Consider the following 20,024-nt stretch of genomic DNA (forward strand, 5'->3'; position numbering starts at 1 on the left):
CATGGAAATATTAGGGTTACTGGATACTTTAGAATCGGTCATTCTCGACAGCACCAAGATCCCTTTTTCCAAAAAGGTCATTGTTGACGAAGCCAAGGTCCTGTCGATCATCGATAAGATTCGGTTGGTGACCCAGGGCGGTCATGACTTCGCCAAAAAGGCGCTCGTCCGCAACGACGCCGGGCCGGAAGCCGCGGCCGCCGCTCCCGCCGGCGCGAGCGAACCGGAAAGAAAAGGGGCCTTTGAAGGTAAGACCCAGGAAATAATCGAACAGGCCTACCAGCTGGCCAAGGAGATCCGGGGCGGCGCCGATAAATATGCCGACGAAGTCCTGGCCAACCTGGAAGCGACTTCGGTGCGAGTTCTGCGGACGATCAAAGCGGGCCGCGAACAACTGGCGAAAACCACTCAAGTAAAGGAAGAAAAGTGAAGCGAGCCGATAACCGGACCGATAACCAGCTTCGCCCGGTCAGGATCACCAGGAAATATCTGAAACACCCTGCCGGCTCCGCCCTGATCGAAATGGGGAGTACCAAAGTCATTTGCACCGCTTCCATCCAGGAAAAAGTTCCCGAACATAAACGGGGGACCGGTTCCGGTTGGATCACCGCCGAATACGGAATGCTTCCCGGCGCGACCAACGACCGCTACCAGCGGGAAAGCAACGGCCGGGTCAAAGGCCGGACCCACGAGATCCAGCGCCTGATCGGCCGGGCCCTTCGGGCGGTCGTTGACCTGAAAAAACTCGGCGAACGGACAATTCTTATAGACGCCGACGTTATTCAGGCCGACGGCGGGACCAGAACCGCGGCGATCACCGGCTGTTTTGTCGCCTTATGCGAAGCGATCGCCAAATTGCGCCATGATAAAAAGATCGACGGCGATCCGATCAAAGAATTCGTCGCGGCGGTCAGCGTCGGGGTGATCGAGAAAGATTGTCTGGTCGACCTGGCCTATGATGAGGATTCTGCAGCCGAGCTCGACATGAACCTGGTCATGACCGAATCGGGGCGCCTGGTGGAGATCCAGGGGACGGCGGAAAAAGAGCCGTTCTCCAAAGCGACCCTCGATAAACTGGTCGACCAGGGCGGTAAAGCGATCCATCAACTGATCGCGGTCCAAAAAAAAGTCCTCGGGGTGAAAGCATGAAGCCAAAGATCAAAGGGGTGATCCTGGCGGGGGGGACCGGTTCGCGTCTTTATCCGCTGACCAAGGTTACCAATAAACATCTCCTGCCGGTCGGCCGCCGGCCGATGATTTATTATCCAATTAAGCAGCTTGTTGAAGCGGGAATTGATGAGATTTTAATTGTGACCGGGGTTGAGCACATGGGTGATATCGTCAATTTACTGGGAAGCGGCAAAGATTTTGGCTGCCGTTTTACCTACAAGGTTCAGGACGAGGCGGGGGGGATCGCCCAGGCGTTGGGGCTGGCGGAATCTTTTGTCGGCCAAGAACGGATGGTCGTTATTCTGGGGGACAATATTTTTCAGGATAAGCTCAAACCGTTCGTCGAAAATTACGCCAAGCAAAGACGGGGGGCCAAGATCCTGATCAAAGAGGTCACCGATCCGCACCGCTTCGGCGTGGCCGAACTGCGCGGCGGGAAAATCGTTTCGATCGAAGAAAAACCAAAGCGGCCGAAAAGCAATTACGCCGTGACCGGGATCTATTTTTACGATCATGAAGTTTTTACTATTATCAAAAGATTGAAACCTTCCGGCCGGGGGGAACTGGAGATTAGCGACGTTAACCGGGCCTATGCCGCCCGGAAAAATCTGACCTTCGATCTTCTTAGCGGCTGGTGGAGCGACGCCGGGACCTTTGAATCGCTCGAGCGGGCCTCCCAGCTGGCGGAGAAGGGGTAGGATGCGCCTCTTAGTTACCGGCGGAGCCGGTTTTATCGGCAGTAATTTTATCCGCTATATTTTGGCCAACTATTCCGAGGTCGAGGTCGTTAATTTCGATAAACTGACCTATGCCGGCAATCTTGAAAATTTATGCGATCTGGACCGCGATCCGCGGTATACCTTCGTGAAAGGGGATATTTGCGATCCGGTTGCGGTTGATAAGGCGGTAGCGAAGCTTGGGCCTGGCGGCGTGATCGTCAATTTTGCCGCCGAGACCCACGTTGACCGCTCGATCGTCGATCCCGGGGCTTTTATCCAGACCGACGTTTACGGCACAATGGTCCTGCTGGAAGCGGTCCGCAAACATAAAATCGCCCGCTACCTTCATATCTCGACCGATGAGGTTTACGGCAGCCGCGATCGCGGGTCCTTCAATGAGGCGTCGCCGCTGCAGCCGAATTCTCCTTACGCCGCTTCCAAAGCGGGGGGGGATCTTTTGGTCCGATCGTATTGCCGGACCTACGAGATCCCGGCTCTGATCACCCGGTCGTCGAATAATTACGGGCCTTACCAGTACCCGGAAAAACTGATCCCGCTCTTTATCACCAACCTCCTGGAAAAAAAGAAGGTCCCCCTTTACGGCGACGGCAAGAATGTCCGCGACTGGCTTCATGTCGAAGATAATTGCGCGGCTATCGCTCTGGTCCTCCAAAAAGGAAAGAGCGGCGAGATCTATAATATCGGCGGGGGGAACGAACGGCAAAACCTGGAAATTACCGGGCTGATCCTCGAAGCCCTCGATCTCGACCCTAAAAAATGGGTCGAGCCGGTCAAGGATCGTCCCGGCCATGATCGACGCTATTCGGTCGATTGCGGGAAGATCAGGCGGCTCGGCTGGCGGCCGGCCAAACCGTTTGAATCCGGCCTCAAAGAGACTATCGACTGGTATCGCGAGAACCGCAAATGGTGGAAAAAGATCAGGGACAAACAGCTGGAGTTTAAAAAGTTCTACCAGCAATGGTATCAGAAAAAGAGCTGAACCGGGGCGGGAGCGGGCCGAAAAAAATCTTTACAATAGTGACGCGATAAGATAAAATTGGGATAAGGTTTGACCGGCTAGCTCATCAGGTAGAGCACTTGCCTTTTAAGCAAGTGGTGCTGGGTTCGAGTCCCAGGCCGGTCATTTGCGCCGCGGTAGCTCAGATGGTAGAGCGACGCCCTGAAAAGGCGTGCGTCGGCGGTTCAATTCCGCCCTGCGGCATTTTTCCATAACTCCGAAAGAGAGGCGATATTGATGGCAATGGCACTAGCAGAAGTTTTGTCAGCTGGTCCGAGCTACTCGCTCTGGAACTCGATGTACCTGGCAGCTTCAATAGCGGCGATCGCGGCGGCGACTTTCTCGGCCGTCAAAGGTTTCCATCTTTATCGGCGCGGCCGGATCGCCAATCAGCTGATCGATTGCGCTCCGGCCCTTGAAGAGATCGAGAACAATGAAGAGATCGAAAAACTTATTTTTCTGGTCAATGAGCTCAAACGGGACAAGGAACGCTTGATCTGGCGGAATCAAGAGCTGCAATGCCAGCTTCAGGCGGCCGAAGAAATAAAACGATCGGAGGAAACGCTCCGCCGGAGCCATGATCTTCTGTCGCGGGAGATCGACAAACACAAGAATGAGAATGCTCAGCTGCGCTCCCGAGCATCGGTTAAATTAATAAGCGCCAGCAGCAAGCGTTTTAAAGTCACGAAAAAGGAGGACCGAAAACCAAGAGTTTCAAAAAAAGGGCAATGATAAAACAAGGTTTTCGTTTCATCGGTCTCGTTTTTTTTCTTATTGGATTAATGGCGGTGGCGGAAGCGGAATTGTCGTTCTACATGATCGACAATTTTGAAACAGGTAAGTTTGATAAGTGGTATAAATTTGGCGGCATGGCAACCCGGGTGGTGGAAAACGGGACCTCGGAAGTCAAGGACACCATCACCGAATCGTGCGGCGATTATTCGCTGGACCTTAAGGGTAATTCGACCAATTACTACGTCGGCGGCATCGGGATCGATCTTAACGTCGATGCGACCACTTTTACCCGGCTGCAGGTCGATGTTTACGGCCTGACCGGTGAAGGAAAGATCAAGATCGAATTGTTTGATGATGATAACGGCAACTATGTTCTGGAACAGGATTCGGCCAAGGATTGGATTCCGATGAAAGACGATAAATGGGTCGCCGAAGTTCCGGTCCTGGGGAAAGGGTTTACGAGAGTCTCGATCCCCTTCTCCGCTTTCCGTTTGGATAATTCCGGCGCCGGCGACGGCCTCTGGAACCCAAACCAGTTGGACGGGTCGGGCGGACTGCTGAAGATCCAGATGATCATGCTGACCAATCAGCCCAAGGGGGAGATTGAGGCGCGGATCGACAACATTCTGCTGACCTATTAAAAAAGATGAATAAATTAACTTCGATTAATAAGGGGGGTGCTTGAATGAAAAAAGCCTGGCTGGTGCTTCTTATCTGCGTTCTCGCGATCGGAGCCGCTTTTGGCGAAGTTTCAGGCGACCGGGAAAATATCAGTCTTAAAGCCGGACCGACCGAGCCGGGCGAAGGTCTTTCCCTGGTTTGGATCGAAGCGATCGTTTATCCTAAAACAGTTAAAGGCGAAAAAGTCATCTCCCTTGGCATCCGGACCGCCTCCCGCGTCAAAGAAGTTTCGGCCAGCTTTGATTTTTCAGCCAACCCGATCCCGCTTTCGACCAACGACAATATGTCCTGGAGCACCACTTATGCCTTGCCGGACACCGCGACCGTCGGAGTTCATGTCGTTCGCTATAAAGTCATTGGTAAAAACGGCGGGGCGATCCAAAGAACGGTTGAATTTTTCATTGAGAAACAGGGGTGGCTGCCGCGCAACGTGTCGTTCGTGACCACCGGCGAAAAAGTGAAGACTTCCGGTTGGCCGTTGACCGTGACCGCAACCTGCACCGCGCTTTCCGGCACCTCGACCCGCCAGCTGCAGACCGGTTCGATCCTGATCGGGATCTCCAAAGTTCCCTGGTATAAGGTCATGTTTGACGATGGACGAGAAGGGTGGGTTTCGGCCACGTACGTAAAAGAGCCGACCGAAGATTATTTCTACATGGGGTACCGCGCCTATCAGGCGCGGAAGTACGCTTCCGCCGCGAAATACTATCGCGACGCGGTCACTATCAATCCGCAGCTGGTCAAAGGCTATGTCTGGCTGGCCAAGAGCTATATGGCGTCTGGCGACCTTGCTTCGGCATCCGATGCCGTTAAGCAATCGCTGCAGCTTAGTCCGCGCGATATCGATTGCCGGGTCGTCGCGAATGCCCTGGCGAAACGTTATTTGGCGCTGGCCAATACCCGCTATCGCGAGAAGAAATACCACGAAGCGGTCGCCGCTTACCGTGACGCTCTGGCCCTCGATCCCAATTCGGCCAAAGCCTGGGTCGACCTGGGAGAGAGCCTGCTCAAACTCGGTTTGGATCGCGAAGCCAAAGATGCCTGGCGCGAAGGACTGCGTTACGATCCGCAGAATTCCCAGCTCTTGGCCGCTTTGAAGATCAAGGGGGTCGATCTGACGGTCTTAAGAAGCGATGACGACGTTAAGGCGAAAAACTCGGTCTCTTCTCTGGTCGCGGAAGATTCGCTCCGTCTGGTCAAGGGTGAGCGGACCAGCAAGGGAACGAAGATCGAATCGGCCATCAAATCGGTGATCAGCCTGACCAAATCGATCGGAACCCCGATCGCCGAACGGGGCTGGAAGATCAAGCGGCAAGGTGAAAAGTTTTTGGTCAGTTACCTCTGCGAGCAGGGAGGCGGCGGGGCCGAGTCGTTCGACTGGATGGTTGATGTTGATACCAAACGGGTCGTCCCGCACAATGACAACGCCAGGCTCTTAATGAGTCGCTGGTAGATCAAGCCTGGCTCAAATGCTGCCGACGTAGCTCAGTTGGTAGAGCGGCGCATTCGTAATGCGCAGGTCGCCAGTTCGATCCTGGCCGTCGGCTAAACATCATATGGGAATAACTAAGGACAAAGGCAATTTGGCTGAGATTAAAGTCGCCGCTTTTCTTGTTGAAAGAGGTTTTAATGTTTTGGTTCCATGGGGTGAAAACCATCGTTATGACTTAGTCGCTGAAAAGGACAATTCATTTCTTAGAATCCAAGTAAAATTTGTTTCACCCAGAAGAGGTTGCTTAACTGTTCCTTTAAGAAGTGCGAATAATTGGAAAGCAGTAAAATACAGCAAGAAAGAAATTGATCTTATTGCGGCGTACAATCCGGAAAACGAAAAGATGTATTTTATTCCACTTGAATTGTTTGAAAATACTGCCACAATAAACCTGAGGCTTTCAAGCTCAAAAAACAACCAGAAGCGAGGAGTCATTCCGGCGGAAAAATACGAAAACAATGTCTGTTTTGCCGACGTAGCTCAGTTGGTAGAGCGAGCGATTTGTAATCGCTAGGTCGCCAGTTCGATCCTGGCCGTCGGCTTATTCTTATGAAAAATATTTTATTTCTCGAGCAATTCTCTTCCCTGGGCGGCGGCCAAAGGATGCTCTTGCAGCTGCTCAAAGGTCTCGACCGTTCAACCTTTAATCCCTCCGTAATCATCCCGGCCGAAGGGGAATTAACCAAAGAATTAACCAAGCTCGGCGTTAAATATTATTGTTTGCCGATGGCGACCCTGACTCTTGGCCGGAAAAATATCTTTGATCTTATCAGTTATTTTTATAATTCCATTTTTCTGGCGATTGCCGCCGTTAAAATAATTCGGCGCGAAAAGATTGACCTGCTTTACGCCAAAGCTCCCCGGACCTTTCTCTGGGGGACCCTGGCCGCCAAAATTTGCCGCCGGCCGATCGTTTGGCAATTGCATTCGATCTTTCGTGGCTTGGAATTGAAAGCTGCTTTGCTGGCCGCAAAATTAGGCGCGGCTCGTTTGATCGCCGATTCGTTGGCCGCCGCCGCTCCTTTTAAAGCTTTGCAGCCCAAGGTTCGGGTCGTTTATAACGGGATCGAAACGGCGCTCTATACCGTTCCCCAGGACAAGGCTTTGGCCAAGGCCGATTGGCAGTTGACTAGCGGCCAGCCGATGTTCGGTTACGTTGGACGGATCACCCGGCTTAAGGGGCTGACCGACTATATTGAAGCGGCGGCCGAAGTCGCGAAAGCCGTTCCGGACGCGGTCTTTTTTATTGTCGGGCGGGTGATGTTCGGCGGAGCGGCGGAAGAGGCTTACTTTGATTCCTTAAAGAAGCTGATCGAAAAATTGGGGCTGACCGGGAGGGTCAAGTTCCTGGGCTTTGTTGCTGATCTGCCGCGTTTCTATGCCGCCTTGGACTCATTGGTTCTGCCGTCGATCGAACCGGAAGCGGGGCCCCTGGTCGTCCTGGAAGCGATGGCGGCGGGCAAGGTCGTGATCACGACCGACAACGGCGGTCAGGCGGAGGTCATTACCGATGGTGAGTCAGGTTATTTATATCAGGCTGGCGATCGGCAAAAGCTGGCGGCCAAGATGATCGAGGCCTGTACCGATCAGGAAAAAAGCCGGCGGCTTGGCGAAGCGGCCAGAGCCAAAGCGCTCCGCGATCATAACCTGGAGCAATACCGGGCCAATATCCTGCGCGTCCTGCGGGAAGTTATTTAGATTTTTTCGCAGCAATAACGGCTGGTTCAGGCGCGGCCAGGATTGCCGTTATAATCAAGGCGGAATAGAAGAGGACAAAAGGGACTTGATACATCATTAAGCGGTTGACCAACGTTCCATCCACTAAATATTGATACGACCCCGGATTGCTGAAAGAATAAGTTATCATCGCCAGGTTTATCACGATCAGTAGACAGCCGTATTTTAAATAGCTTTGCCAGAGGAGCCGGCCGCCGAGGACCGTCGCCACGATAAAAATGAACCAGAGGATTTGCCAGTCAGCATAAGTGAACATTCTCCTCCCCAGATGATAAAAGAGATCGCCGAGCGCCGGATTAGCGGCCGCCGCCGCGGTTCCTGCGGCCAATGGCGTGCCGGGGGTCGCGGCCGGAGCGAGTCTGGCGGTCAGGCTGGTGAACATACTGTAGAGAAAATTATTTTTAGAAAAGAACCAGGGGGCGGAAATGAGCAGGGAAAGAGCGAACCCGATCAGGGCGGTTTTTGTTTCCTTCGGCTTTTCGAACATTAAATAAAGGACCAACACAATCACGCTCGCTCCCCAGAGCGGGATCCCCGATTGTTTTACGAAATTGCCGATCCCAAAAAACAAAGCCGACGAATAAAGCCAGGCGGCTTTGTTATCTTTAAACCAGGAGAGGAGATATATTGCCCCGGCCGAATAATAAAAGGTCTGCATCAGGTCGGAATAGGCGTTGCCGGCGTGCAGAATGATCAAGGGGAACGAAGTCAGCAGAAAAGTAAAGATCAAAGCGTTAAGCCGTGAAGCTTGGGCTCGCAGACGAAAGTAGAAAATAAAGAGCAGAGACGTGAAACAGAGCGGGAAAATGATTTTTCCCAGGGCGTCGTTCCAGTACCCCAGTCCCATATAGATCCAGGCCTGGGCGAGCGGGTTAAGGTAAGGGTGGGGACCGGCGACGGTCCTGGCCTGTTCGGTGACCTGTCCGGTGGCAAGGATGATCTTGGCGATCGTTCCCTGGCGCCACATGGCGTCAAATTCGATTGTTGGCTTGACCAGGGCGTCAAAAAAGACGTAAACGATCGTCAGGCCGATCATCAGGACCAGGGTCTTTTCCAGATAGAAGCGCCAATCCAAAACTTTAGCCGGCGCGGTCAGGCTTTTAATAAAAGAGGGGAGGCTTTTCAGGCCGAAGACGGTCCGCTTGCCGGCGATCACGAAGGCCAGGAGGAGCCCGGTCAGCAGGACGGTCGGGAACAGGACCGAGCGGAGGTTTAATTTTACCCCCAAGATCGAGAGGAGATACATTTCGATCCCCAAAAGACCGATCCCAAAGCCCCAGGCGAGGGCGGCCCGCTCCAGAAAAGGGACCTTTTCTTTGTAGAGCAGGGCGACAACGCTGTAACCGAGCAGGAACGGGATCAGGATGGTCAGAATTAGATTGAAATTTACCATTATTTCTTCCCTTTGACGATGAATTTATTGTTGTCGAGCCGGGCAAAGACCGGCAGTCCTTGGAGCTGTTTGAGTTGGTCGGGAGTCGGAAAAAAGACTAGCAGGTAGTCCGGTTTTTGCGAAGTATCCCCGGCGTAAATATGCGGCACCAGGAAAAGCCGGGCGGCCAGATCTGATGAGGGGATCGATGAATAAAGAGCGAAATAAACCGGCGATTTTGGCAGTTTTTGCGCGGCAAACTTTAAGAAAGCGTAATAATCCTGCCCGTACGCTTCGGCGTGTTTTTGTTCCAGGTTCTTCCCGTAATACTTTTGATAGTTGATCTTAAAGAGGTTGGAGAAATTGTAATCGGAATTAATGGTCAACATGATCCAGGCGGCCAGGATCGCGATGAAAGCCGCTTTGGTCGCGCGGAGAAGTGGCCGATCGAGGTCCGATAATGTCCGGGGCTTGACCCTGATCAGGTTCGCGATCAGGACCCAGGCAAAGACCAGGCCGATCAGCCAGTAACAGTAAACATTGATTGAAGTGTTGAAGATCGGACTGCTGTGGGTGACGTTGATCGAAAAGCCGGTCTGGGCCCGGCCTTTAGGTCCCCAGAATTCCTGCCAGCCGGAAGCGATAGTGGTCAGGAGGTTTCCCGGCCCGGCAGTGCCGCTTAACACCGTAAAGTCTCCCTGACCGTCGGGGACGACGAGCAGTTTCCTGATCCAGCCGATCCAGGCAGGATTTTGCGAGGCGACGTTAAAATAGTAGCTCTTTTCTCCCGGTTTGACCGAGAACCAGATGCTTTTTTGCTGATCGAACCGCTGGTCGTAGGAGGTGACCCAGTACAGCCGGGCTAATTCCGGGTGGCCGGTCTTGATCTTTAAAATTACAGTCGAATTAGCCTGTGAGTCGATCATCATAACCGGACTTTCCGTGACATTCTGATTTTTTTGGAAGGGGAGGTTGATCTCTTCGGCAAAAGCTGAAAAAGCAGTTGTTAATGTAAACAAAACTAAGATGAACCACAATCGAAAATTCATTTCTCCGCTAAATTATACAGCATTCTTTAGTTGTTGCCAAATATCCATTGGGAGGCGCGTTATTTGACAAACTAAAACGCAAATGCCATAATTAACTGCAGTTTTGTTTTTAGCTTTCCTGCTACATTTCTCCGCATTTAATTACAAAATGGGAGTGTTTGTAGGTTGATTTCTTATGGATAAAAATTCATTAGCTTATTCGAGAGAGGGAGGCCGCAAATGAAAAGGTTTATCGTTTTTGGGCTGATTCTTTCCCTTGTTTCGCCGGTTTTTTCGCAAATAGACGCTGTCCCCAACTTAGACGACGGCTATCTTGTCGGCGACAATATCGACGAGTCTGTTTATAAGCTGGCGCCGGGAGATGGGGTTGAGGCGAACTTAATTGTTGGCGAAAATGATCTCTCCCTTAATTATAGGTTCAATATCGGCCCTGACGGGAAGATCTTTTTCCCGAAAGTCGGGGAAATATTACTTTTGGGGAAGACGATCCCGGATGCCAAACAAACGATCAATGAGAAAATAAAAAGCGTTTATAAGGAGAAATATCTTTTTTCTTTTCGGCTTGTTCAGCCGCGCCGGGTTCAGATATATTTGACCGGCTCGGAAGATAAGCCTTTGTACGTCGGCGAAAAAAAGTATGTTTCGGTTTACGGGGAAGTTGCCAGGGCGGGACGTTTCGAATATATTCCGGGCAGGAATTTTTCCGATTATATCAGTTATGCCGGCGGCCCGACGCAGCGGGCGAATTTGAGTTCCTCCACGATTACCAGAAAAGATAAGAAATTTACTGTTAATGGGGCGGGGATCATCTTCAACGGGAACCTCAAAGACGATATGGCAATCGAGCCGGGGGACGTTATTAATGTTCCGGCGCAATTCTTTTATTTCACTGATTTCGGAAGTTTTTCCGCGATGATCTTAACGTTTGTCGCTTTGTATAGTACGTTCCTTAAGTAGAAAGGAGAATAACATGGATGAAGACATAAATCTTCGTGATTACTTGGCGGTAGTCCTTAAAAGATGGCCGCTTGTCCTGATCATCAGCGTTGGATCTATGCTTTTTTTTGGTTTGCCTTCGTTGTCAAAAGATAAGGTTTATGAAGCGAAGATCTCGGTCTTGTTAAAAGAGAGTTCCGGCACGAATTCTTCGGCTACCGGGCAACTGGCGAGCATGTTGGGCTTTAAAGCCGGCAGCGGCGCGGCGGAATTCCCAAAGATTTTAAACAGCCGGAGCGTGGCGGAAATAGTTTTTGATAAACTTCAATTGGATAAAAAGATCAAAGGCTGGGATTCTCCGGAAGTAAAAAAACAAGAATTGGTCGGTTCTTTAATGTCAATGATGGATATTTCCGGCTCGGACTTGATGGAAATAAAAGTCATAACGAAAGATCCCGCTTTAGCGGCGGATATCGCCAATGTCACGGTGGCGGCCGGCGAGCAATACTGGAAAAAAATAAATTACACTGAAACAAGAAAGAAACGGGAATATATTGAAAGCCAACTCCCCAGAATTGAGGGCGAGCTGCGGCGGGCCGAAAACGCGATAAAAAAATTCACTTTGATATCCAACGATCCCGGGGCCTTGCAAGGGGTTGAATTAAAAAGACTGGAAAGGGAATATGAGATTCAAAACGCGACGTATATAATGTTGAGAAAAGAATATGAAGCGGTGAAACTCGATCAATCTAAAGAGTTGGCCCCGTTCTCGATAATTGATCCGGCCGAAATACCTGATAAACCGTTAAAAAATAAGGTCATCTTGAATTTTGTAATTGGTTTGGTTTTTGGCGTTTTTGGCTCGGTATTTTTGGCTTTTTTTCTTGAATATTGGCAAACTACCGGTTATCCAAGCAAAAAGGGATAAATTGGAAAGGGTCGCCGTTTCAATCATTGGCGCCGGCGTTGTTGGTCTGGCCATTGCCGAGGTTTTAAGCGCCGGACGCGATGGTGATCTGATTGTTTTTGAAAAACACGACAGTTTCGGCCAGGAGACGAGCAGCCGGAACAGCGAAGTTATTCACGCCGGCATTTATTATCCGCCCAACACCTTAAAAAGCCAACTCTGCCTTCAAGGCAATCCCTTGCTCTATGCTCTCTGCAAAGAAAAAAATATTAAATACAGTAATTGCGGCAAAGTAATCATTTCCACCAATGAAGAAGAAAAAAAAGAGATCGCCAAGATCTATCAGAACTGTCGGGCGATCGGCGTGCCGGGGATCAGCCTGCTGACTGAAATAGAAGTGAAAAAGCTGGAGCCGAATGTTTTTGCCCTGACCGGCATTATGTCGGCGACGACCGGGATCATCGATTCCCACGGTTTGATGAAACATTATTATCAGCAAGCGCAGGCTAATGGGGCGCTTTTTGCTTTTAATCACGAAGTCACCGCCATCAGCAAACAGCCGGGCGGCTATGTTATTGAAACTTCGAATGGCGAAAAGATCCTGGCTGAACGGGTTATTAACGCGGCCGGGCTTGGCGCGGACCAGATCGCCAGATTGGCTGGTTTCGATGTTAAGAAACTGCAATATACGCTTTATCCCTGTAAAGGGGATTACTTCGCCATTCCCGGAGCCAAAGGGAAACTAAATCACCTGGTTTACCCGGTACCGCATAAGAAAGGGTATGGGCTTGGGGTCCATGCCACCCTTGACCTGACCGGCCAGATCAGACTGGGGCCCGATGCTCATTACGGAGAGAATTTGACCTATGAGGTCGACCCGGCTAAGCGGACCGAATTTTATCAGGCGGCCAAGACTTATTTACCCTGGCTGAAGGAAGAGATGCTTAGCCCTGATACTTCCGGGATCCGTCCGAAATTGCAGGGTCCGGACGACGGTTTCCGCGACTTTGTTATAAAAGAAGAATCGGCTAACGGCTACTCCGGTTTTATCAATCTGATTGGGATCGAATCTCCAGGCTTGACTGCCTCTCTGGCAATTGCCAAAATGGTCAAAAGACTAGTATTGACTAGTTCTGACTAGGACTTGACAGCCCCTGAATAACCTCCTATACTATATTATATGGGTATCCAAGAGAACGAAGTTTATACTCCCCAGGAAGCGATCACGCTCCTGAAGATCTCCGATTCGACGTTCCGCCGCCTGATCCGGAAAGGGGTCCTCAAAGCGGCCAAGATCGGCGGACAGTATCGTATTCTAGGCAAGCATCTCCTCCAATTGTTGAACCCCAAATTACCTGCTAAAATAAAAAAAGTTTACAAAAAAGTCTTAAAGGAACTGGAATAAAACGGGAGGCTTTATGGCAAAAAAAGGGAAACATATATTTGACGGGAAGAGCGTTCTGATCACCGGCGGGACCGGCTCTTTCGGCAAGCGGTTTATCGATATCGTCCTCAAGGAAGCGCGGCCGGAGCGGTTGATCGTTTACAGCCGGGACGAGCTGAAGCAATTCGAAATGCAGCAATATCTGAAAGGCCGGAACGCGGTCCGGTTTTTCATCGGCGATGTCCGCGATAAGGACCGGTTGATGCGCGCTTTTGACGGGGTCGATTATGTTGTCCACGCTGCCGCCCTTAAACAGGTCCCGGCGATGGAGTACAATCCTTCCGAAGCGATCAAAACCAACATTAACGGGGCGATGAACATTATTGAAGCGGCGATCGATAAGGGAGTCAAACGGATCGTCGCCTTAAGCACTGATAAAGCCTGCAACCCGATCAACCTCTACGGCGCGACCAAACTTTGTTCCGATAAACTTTTTATTTCGGGGAACTCTTACGCCGGTTCGCGCGATACCCGTTTTGCCGTGGTCCGATACGGTAACGTCGTTGGTAGCCGCGGAAGTGTTGTGCCGTTCTTTAAAGAAAAAGCCAAAGAGGGGTTCCTGCCAATCACTGACGAGCGGATGACCCGTTTTTGGATCACTCTGGAGCAGGGAGTTCGTTTTGTCATTAAAAGTTTTGAGCGGATGCACGGCGGCGAGCTCTTTGTCCCCAAGATCCCGAGCATGAACATCATGGACTTGGCCAAAGCGATCGCTCCCAACTGCAAGACCAAGGTGGTCGGGATCCGGCCGGGCGAAAAACTGCATGAAGTGATGATCTCGGAAGACGACGCCCGCCAAACCCTGGAATTGAACGACTGCTACGTCATCCAGCCCGCTTTCCAATGGTGGAGCCGGACCAATCACGCCCAGGGGAAAGCGGTCCCGGAAGGTTTCAGCTACAGCAGCGATAAAAATAAAGAATGGCTGACCATTAAACAATTACAAGCGATGATCAAGGAGTAGCCATGATCCCATACGCGACGCAATGGGTTGATGACGAGGATATCGCGGCGGTCGCCCAGGCGCTGAAAACCGCTTACCTGACGCAGGGGCCGCTGGTCGACGAGTTCGAGGCAAAAACCGCCGCTTACTGCGGGGCCAAATACGCGATCGCTTACAATTCCGGGACTTCCGCTTTGCACGGCGCTTGTTTTGCCGCCGGACTCAAGGCGGGGGATGAAGCGATCACTTCCCCGATCACTTTTGTCGCGACCGCCAACGCGGTCCTTTACTGCGGCGCCAAGCCGCTCTTTGCCGACATCGATCCCCAGACCATTAATCTTGATCCAACCGACCTTGCCAAGCGATTGACTGCCAAGACCAAAGCCATTCTTCCTGTCCATTACGCCGGACAGCCGTGTGAAATGGCGGCGATTTCTAAACTGGCCAAAGAGCGGAATTTGACGGTGATCGAAGATGCTTGCCACGCGCTGGGGGCCGATTACCAGGGGAAAAAGATCGGCGCCGGCGAGTATTCGGATATGACAATCCTTAGCTTCCACGCGGTCAAACACATCACTACCGGCGAGGGGGGGATGGTTTTGACGAACAATAAAGAGTTCGCGCGGAAACTAAAAGCTTTCCGTACCCACGGTATTACCCGCGATCCGCAACTTCTGACCGAAAAAGAGCCTGGCCCCTGGGTTTACGAAATGCAGGCGCTCGGCTTTAACTACCGGCTGACCGATTTTCAGTCGGCGCTGGGGATCAGCCAATTGAAAAAACTCGATCAATTTGTTGCCCGACGGCGGGAGATTGTTGCCCGCTATCAGGCCGCTTTTAAAAGTGTGCCTGGATTGACAACCATTCAGGAAAAGGATGTTTGCCATTCAGCCTGGCATATTTATCCGATCATGGTCAAGGCAGACCGGCGGGCGATCTTTGATGCCCTGCGCGCCAAAGGGCTTGGTGTCAATGTCCATTACATCCCGGTCTACTGGCAGCCGTATTATCAGCAATTAGGTTATCAAAAAGGGCTCTGTCCTCGGGCTGAAGCTTATTATCAAAGCACCATCACCCTGCCTCTCTATCCAAAGATGAGCGAAGCGGAGGTTGAAACCGTGATCGCGGTGGTAAAGGAGTGCGTCAATGGCAGATAAGGTCGTCCTGATCCGGCCCAAGAACGTCTATAATTATAACAATTACCCGCCGCTCAACCTGATCCTGCTTGGTTCCAAACTAAAAGCGGCTGGCTTTGAGATCAAGATCATTAATTGCGCCTTTGAAACAGACCACCTCGCCACGATCAAAAAAGAATTAGACGGGGCGCTCATGGTGGCGGTTGCGATCCTAACCTCGGAAGCTCCCGACGCTTACGAAGTCATTAAGTTCATTAAAGAACAGACCAAGGCGCCGGTCGTCGTCGGCGGCTGGCATTGCACTCTTTTCCCGGAGCAGATGGCCAAGTGCGAATACGTTGATTACGTGATCGCCGGGGAAGGGGAAGATCATATCCTGGAAATCGCGACCGCCCTGAAAGAGGGGCGGAAGATCGAGCAGAAGATCTTCCCGAAACAGATCCTCGATATGGACAAGCTTCCTTTTCCCGATTACAGCCTCGATGAACATATCGAAACTTTCATCAATAGCTATCTCACCGATAAATTGTCGGAATTCGTTCCCCAGCCGATGCGCTGGCTTCCTTACGAGAGCAGTCGGGGTTGTCCGTCGCGCTGCACTTTTTGCATTAACGTTGTGGCCGACAACCGGCGCTACCGGAAAAAAAGCGCCGCTAAAGTTTTGGCCGAGATCGAACAGATCGTTAAAAAATACCGCCTTACTCATCTGAAGATCCTCGATGATAATTTTTTCGTCGATTGCGACCGGGTCCGGGCGATCTGCGCCGGGATCATTAAACTTGGCCTGAATATCACCTGGGACGGGGAATGCCGGGTCGATTATTTCAACGAGACGATGCTTAACGATGACACGCTCGCTTTGGCCAGAGAATCAGGGCTGATCCAGCTGACGCTAGGGATCGAATCGGGGTCGCCCCACACTCTGAAGCTGATGAAAAAGGGGATCACTCCCCAGCAGGCGGAGCATGCGGTTAAAAAATGCGATGAGCACGGTATTATTCCGCGCTCGTCGTTTATTCTGGAGATCCCGGGAGAAAAGCTAAGCGATATTAAACAGACGGTCGCTTTTATCAATAAATTACGCCGCTACCCGCTTTTTACCTGCGGGGTCGGGACCTTCCGGCCGTATCCGAAGTGCGAATTGACCCAGCAGCTGCTCAAAGAAGGGTATCTGACCGAACCGAAAGATTTTAAGGAGTGGACCAGCCGGGCGATCATTGATATGTATACCGCTTCCGAATATGTCCGCCCCTGGCAGGTTAACGGCAAATTCTCGGAAAGCGCCGCTTATTATCTCAACATGGAGTCCGAATCGCGGATCGGCAACCATCAGCTTGATAGCCGGCGGGATCGGCTGATTAATACAATTTTCATCGCGATCGCCGGATTGCGCAACCGTTTCATGTTCTATAAATTACCGATCGACAAATTGCTCTTCAAGAACTTTCTGACCGCTTTTTACCGGAAACGGGCGGCCAAAGAACAAAAAGCCCTTCAGGGGGATAAAAAATGAAAGTTCTGGTCGTCGGCGCCGGTTCGATCGGCGGCCGGCATATTGAGAATCTGGCCGCGCTGGGACACGAGGTCTACGCGGTTGACTTGAACGCCGCTAATTTAAAAAAAGTTGCCGACGGGACCCGGGGGACCTTTCTCTCGCTTGAAGAGGCGTTAGCGAAAGTTAAGCCGGAGACCGCTTTCATTTGCACTTTCAGCAATCAGCATTTGGAGCCGGCCAGGGCTTGCGCCGCCGCCGGCTGCCATCTCTTCATCGAAAAACCGCTGGCGATCTCGCTGGACGGGGTGGCGGAACTGGCCGCCCTGGTCAAAGAAAAAAAACTGGTAACGATGGTCGGCTGTAACCTCCGTTTTCACCCGGCGATCGCCGCCCTCCATGAAACCCTGGCCACCGATCCTGAATTCAGCCGGGTCCTCTGGGCAAACTTGGAATTTGGCTATTTTCTGCCGTTAGCCAAAAAAGATTATGAAAAGCACTACATGGCGAACCGGAAAATGGGGGGAAACCTGATCTTTGACGCGATCCACGAACTGGATTACGCGGTCTGGTTCTTCGGCGAACCGGTCGAGGTCATTTGCGACAAAGGGATGATCTCCAGCCTGAAAATTGACACCGAAGACCACGTTGAGCTGATCGTCAAATTCAAATCCGGAGCGGTCGCGACTATCCACCTGGATTATCTCCAGCACGGCTATTCCCGCCGCTGTAAAGTAGTGAGCGAGGCCGGAACGGTGGTCTGGGATTTTGCTTTTGGCCGGATCGGCACGATCAGCGTCAAAAAGCCGCAATGGGCTTGGCAGAAGATGGAGCTGGAGGTTTTATACAATCAGATGTACGTCGATGAGATCAAATATTTCCTGGCCTGCGCCGCGGCCGGGCGGGAAACGTTCAACTCGATCGAAAAAAATATCCCTGTCCTTAAACTGGCGCTGGCCGCCGACCGGTCGGCCGCCACAAAAAAATGGGAAAGGATCTAAACATGGCGAACAGAAAAGTTATCGGCGCGATCACGGCCCGGATGTCTTCGACCCGCCTGCCGGGGAAAGTCCTCCTGAAGATGGCTGGCAAGTCGATCTTTGCCCACCATGTCGAACGGATGAAAGCGGTCAAAGGGCTGGACGGTGTTTTTTTGGCGACCTCGAACGATCCTAAGAATAAGCCGTTGATCGAAGAAGCGGAGCGCCTGGGGTGCGGTTGGTTTGCCGGCGCGGAACAGGACATTGTCGATCGCCACATTAAGCTGTGCGAACGGGAAGGGGCCGACGCTTTTATCCGGGTGACCTGCGACTCGCCGATCTTCGATATTGATAGCGCTGCGCGTTTTGTCGAAGAATTTAAGAAGAACTATCAGGACCTGGTATATGTTTCCAATATGACGATGATCCAGGGGACCTTATCGGAACTTCTTTCCCTCGACGCGATGCGCGAAGTCCACAAACATTACCGGGGAGCGGCGATCTCGCTTTACATAAAAGAACATCTTGATCAGTTCAAAAGCAAGGGGATTGAGATTGACATCGACCTTTGCCGGCCGGAATACCGGCTGACGATCGATGAAAAGCTCGATATCGACATGATCACGAAAATTTACGAAGCGCTTTATAAAGGCCGGCCGCTCGACTTGCGCGAAGTTTATACCTGGCTCGACGACAATCCCGACGTCGCCAGAATGAACATGCAGGTCGGGATCAAAGGGTGCGAACAGCAAAGCGCCAATCTCACCGAAAAGCCGTTGTATTCAGTCGTTCAGTCTGGTAAGAAGCATATTATTTTGGATGAACAGAAACGGTTGGTCGAGCCGCGCGACTTTATCGCGAAGCTTGGCGGCCTTTTTCCGGAACTGAAAAAATAGGAGCGAACCAATGGGTAAATCACAAGATCTCTACAAAAAAGCGAAGAAATTGATCCCGGGCGGGACCCAGCTTCTTTCCAAGCGGCCGGAACTATTTCTCCCGGAACTCTGGCCGGCTTACTATGACAAGGCAAAGGGGTGCGAAGTTTGGGACCTTGACGGGAATCATTATCTTGACGTCAGTTACATGGGGATTGGGGCCTGTATCCTTGGTTATGCCGACCAAGACGTTAACAAAGCGGTCAAAGCGGCGGTCGACAACGGTAGCATGACGACCCTGAACGCGCCGGAAGAAGTTGAACTGGCGGAAAAGTTGGTCCAGCTCCATCCCTGGGCCCAAATGGTCCGCTACGCCAGAAGTGGCGGCGAAGCGGCCTCGATCGCGGTCCGAATCGGCCGGGCGAAATCGGGAAAAGATAAAGTAGTTTTTTGCGGCTATCACGGCTGGCATGACTGGTACTTGGCGGCGAACCTCTCCGATGACCGCTCGCTTGACGGGCATCTCCTTCCCGGGCTTAATCCGCTCGGCGTGCCCCGCGCTTTGGCCGGGACGGCCCTGGCTTTTAAATATAACGACACCGAAGCCTTTTTAAAACTGGTCGAAGATAATGAAGTCGGAACGATCGTGATGGAAACGATTAGGAACGACGAGCCGGATAAAAAATTCTTACAGACCATCCGCGAAGTTGCGACCAAAAAAGGGATCGTCCTGGTTTTGGACGAGATCACTTCCGGTTGGCGGCTGAACGTCGGCGGAGCGCATCTCCTTTACGGAATAGAGCCGGATATCGCAGTTTTCGGCAAAGCGATCAGCAACGGCTACCCGATGGCGGCGATCGTTGGCCGTCAGGCGGTTATGGAACGGGCGCAGGATAGTTTTATCAGCAGTACTTACTGGACCGAACGGCTTGGCCCGGTTGCCGCGCTGGCGACGATCAACAAACTGGAAAAAGAGAATGTTCCGGCCCATCTGATCAAGATGGGGAAAAAGGTCAAAGCGGCCTGGCAGGCGGCCGCCGCTAAATATAATCTGCCGGTCGAGATCGGTGGGATCGATCCGCTCGGCCATTTCTCTTTCAAGGCCGCTGAACCGTTGGTCATGAAAACTTTATATACCCAGCGGATGCTGGAGCTTGGTTTTCTGGCGACGACCGCTTTTTACGCTTCTTTCTCTCATCAGGAGAAACAAGTCGATCGTTATTGCCAGGCGATCGAGGAAGTTTTTTCCTTCCTGGCCAAGGCGGCGGCCGGCGACCCGAAAAAATATCTCAAAGGGCCGGTCTGCCATTCCGGGTTCAAACGCTTAACCTAAGGAGC

At 51.7% G+C, this 20,024-nt stretch carries 20 protein-coding genes and 4 tRNA genes; 22 read left to right on the plus strand and 2 right to left on the minus strand.

Features of this window, described 5'->3' with window-relative positions:
* Nucleotide 1: 1 nt before the first annotated feature.
* The 12 genes from WC772_02140 to WC772_02195 all read left to right on the plus strand — a co-directional run bounded on the left by WC772_02140 (nucleotide 2) and on the right by WC772_02195 (nucleotide 7,513).
* Complete coding sequence (locus WC772_02140; GenBank protein ID MFA6169557.1) at nucleotides 2–430, plus strand: hypothetical protein; 429 nt, start codon at nucleotides 2–4, stop codon at nucleotides 428–430.
* Nucleotides 427–1,149, plus strand: coding sequence for a ribonuclease PH (rph, locus tag WC772_02145; protein MFA6169558.1), 723 nt, complete (start codon nucleotides 427–429; stop codon nucleotides 1,147–1,149). The genes WC772_02140 and rph overlap by 4 nt, the downstream gene beginning before the upstream one ends.
* An 8-nt stretch (nucleotides 1,150–1,157) precedes the next feature.
* On the plus strand, nucleotides 1,158–1,868 hold the full coding sequence (locus WC772_02150; GenBank protein MFA6169559.1) for a sugar phosphate nucleotidyltransferase: 711 nt from the start codon (nucleotides 1,158–1,160) through the stop codon (nucleotides 1,866–1,868).
* Between the two features lies 1 nt (nucleotide 1,869).
* A complete protein-coding gene (gene rfbB / locus WC772_02155) occupies nucleotides 1,870–2,889 on the plus strand; it encodes a dTDP-glucose 4,6-dehydratase (protein MFA6169560.1) in 1,020 nt (339 codons plus the stop codon).
* A gap of 71 nt (nucleotides 2,890–2,960) precedes the next feature.
* Nucleotides 2,961–3,033 (plus strand) — tRNA-Lys (locus tag WC772_02160).
* Between the two features lie 5 nt (nucleotides 3,034–3,038).
* Nucleotides 3,039–3,111: transfer RNA gene (locus tag WC772_02165), tRNA-Phe, on the plus strand.
* A 39-nt stretch (nucleotides 3,112–3,150) separates the two neighbouring features.
* Nucleotides 3,151–3,639, plus strand: a complete 489-nt coding sequence (locus WC772_02170; GenBank protein MFA6169561.1) for a hypothetical protein — start codon at nucleotides 3,151–3,153, stop codon at nucleotides 3,637–3,639.
* On the plus strand, nucleotides 3,636–4,283 hold the full coding sequence (locus tag WC772_02175; GenBank protein MFA6169562.1) for a hypothetical protein: 648 nt from the start codon (nucleotides 3,636–3,638) through the stop codon (nucleotides 4,281–4,283). Before WC772_02170 ends, WC772_02175 begins: the two co-directional genes overlap by 4 nt.
* Nucleotides 4,284–4,327: 44 nt before the next feature.
* Complete coding sequence (locus WC772_02180) at nucleotides 4,328–5,776, plus strand: tetratricopeptide repeat protein (protein MFA6169563.1); 1,449 nt, start codon at nucleotides 4,328–4,330, stop codon at nucleotides 5,774–5,776.
* Between the two features lie 21 nt (nucleotides 5,777–5,797).
* Nucleotides 5,798–5,870, plus strand: a tRNA-Thr gene (locus WC772_02185).
* A 414-nt stretch (nucleotides 5,871–6,284) separates the two neighbouring features.
* Nucleotides 6,285–6,357 (plus strand) — tRNA-Thr (locus WC772_02190).
* A gap of 7 nt (nucleotides 6,358–6,364) precedes the next feature.
* Nucleotides 6,365–7,513, plus strand: coding sequence for a glycosyltransferase family 4 protein (locus tag WC772_02195; protein MFA6169564.1), 1,149 nt, complete (start codon nucleotides 6,365–6,367; stop codon nucleotides 7,511–7,513).
* Here the strand turns inward: WC772_02195 and WC772_02200 are convergent.
* The gene (locus WC772_02200; GenBank protein MFA6169565.1) at nucleotides 7,506–8,945 is read right to left on the minus strand and encodes a hypothetical protein; all 1,440 of its coding nucleotides are present in this window, start codon (nucleotides 8,943–8,945) and stop codon (nucleotides 7,506–7,508) included. The two genes, WC772_02195 and WC772_02200, sit on opposite strands and share 8 nt — an antisense overlap.
* The gene (locus tag WC772_02205; protein MFA6169566.1) at nucleotides 8,945–9,973 is read right to left on the minus strand and encodes a hypothetical protein; all 1,029 of its coding nucleotides are present in this window, start codon (nucleotides 9,971–9,973) and stop codon (nucleotides 8,945–8,947) included. The genes WC772_02200 and WC772_02205 overlap by 1 nt, the downstream gene beginning before the upstream one ends.
* A gap of 219 nt (nucleotides 9,974–10,192) precedes the next feature.
* On the opposite strand from WC772_02205, the gene WC772_02210 reads away from it, so the two are divergent.
* The 10 genes from WC772_02210 to WC772_02255 are packed head-to-tail and all read left to right on the plus strand — an operon-like array spanning nucleotide 10,193 to nucleotide 20,019.
* Complete coding sequence (locus tag WC772_02210; GenBank protein ID MFA6169567.1) at nucleotides 10,193–10,930, plus strand: polysaccharide biosynthesis/export family protein; 738 nt, start codon at nucleotides 10,193–10,195, stop codon at nucleotides 10,928–10,930.
* A gap of 13 nt (nucleotides 10,931–10,943) precedes the next feature.
* Nucleotides 10,944–11,837, plus strand: a complete 894-nt coding sequence (locus tag WC772_02215) for a GNVR domain-containing protein (GenBank protein MFA6169568.1) — start codon at nucleotides 10,944–10,946, stop codon at nucleotides 11,835–11,837.
* Between the two features lies 1 nt (nucleotide 11,838).
* Entirely contained in the window at nucleotides 11,839–12,957 is a 1,119-nt protein-coding gene (locus tag WC772_02220; GenBank protein MFA6169569.1) for an NAD(P)/FAD-dependent oxidoreductase, read from the plus strand.
* A 39-nt stretch (nucleotides 12,958–12,996) separates the two neighbouring features.
* The gene (locus tag WC772_02225) at nucleotides 12,997–13,221 is read left to right on the plus strand and encodes a helix-turn-helix domain-containing protein (protein ID MFA6169570.1); all 225 of its coding nucleotides are present in this window, start codon (nucleotides 12,997–12,999) and stop codon (nucleotides 13,219–13,221) included.
* A 13-nt stretch (nucleotides 13,222–13,234) separates the two neighbouring features.
* Nucleotides 13,235–14,224, plus strand: coding sequence for a UDP-N-acetylglucosamine 4,6-dehydratase (inverting) (gene pseB, locus WC772_02230; GenBank protein ID MFA6169571.1), 990 nt, complete (start codon nucleotides 13,235–13,237; stop codon nucleotides 14,222–14,224).
* A 2-nt stretch (nucleotides 14,225–14,226) separates the two neighbouring features.
* Nucleotides 14,227–15,360 carry a UDP-4-amino-4,6-dideoxy-N-acetyl-beta-L-altrosamine transaminase gene (gene pseC / locus WC772_02235; GenBank protein ID MFA6169572.1) on the plus strand — a complete coding sequence of 378 codons (1,134 nt, stop codon included), beginning with the start codon at nucleotides 14,227–14,229 and terminating at the stop codon, nucleotides 15,358–15,360.
* Nucleotides 15,350–16,852: a radical SAM protein gene (locus WC772_02240; protein MFA6169573.1), complete on the plus strand. Its 1,503-nt coding sequence runs from the start codon at nucleotides 15,350–15,352 to the stop codon at nucleotides 16,850–16,852. Before pseC ends, WC772_02240 begins: the two co-directional genes overlap by 11 nt.
* Nucleotides 16,849–17,832, plus strand: coding sequence for a Gfo/Idh/MocA family oxidoreductase (locus WC772_02245; protein MFA6169574.1), 984 nt, complete (start codon nucleotides 16,849–16,851; stop codon nucleotides 17,830–17,832). Before WC772_02240 ends, WC772_02245 begins: the two co-directional genes overlap by 4 nt.
* Nucleotides 17,833–17,834: 2 nt before the next feature.
* Complete coding sequence (locus tag WC772_02250; protein ID MFA6169575.1) at nucleotides 17,835–18,707, plus strand: NTP transferase domain-containing protein; 873 nt, start codon at nucleotides 17,835–17,837, stop codon at nucleotides 18,705–18,707.
* Nucleotides 18,708–18,717: 10 nt separating this feature from the next.
* Nucleotides 18,718–20,019: an aminotransferase class III-fold pyridoxal phosphate-dependent enzyme gene (locus WC772_02255; protein ID MFA6169576.1), complete on the plus strand. Its 1,302-nt coding sequence runs from the start codon at nucleotides 18,718–18,720 to the stop codon at nucleotides 20,017–20,019.
* Nucleotides 20,020–20,024: the final 5 nt, after the last annotated feature.

This window comes from Candidatus Margulisiibacteriota bacterium (genome assembly GCA_041661965.1).
Classification (GTDB): domain Bacteria; phylum Margulisbacteria; class WOR-1; order O2-12-FULL-45-9; family XYB2-FULL-48-7; genus XYB2-FULL-45-9.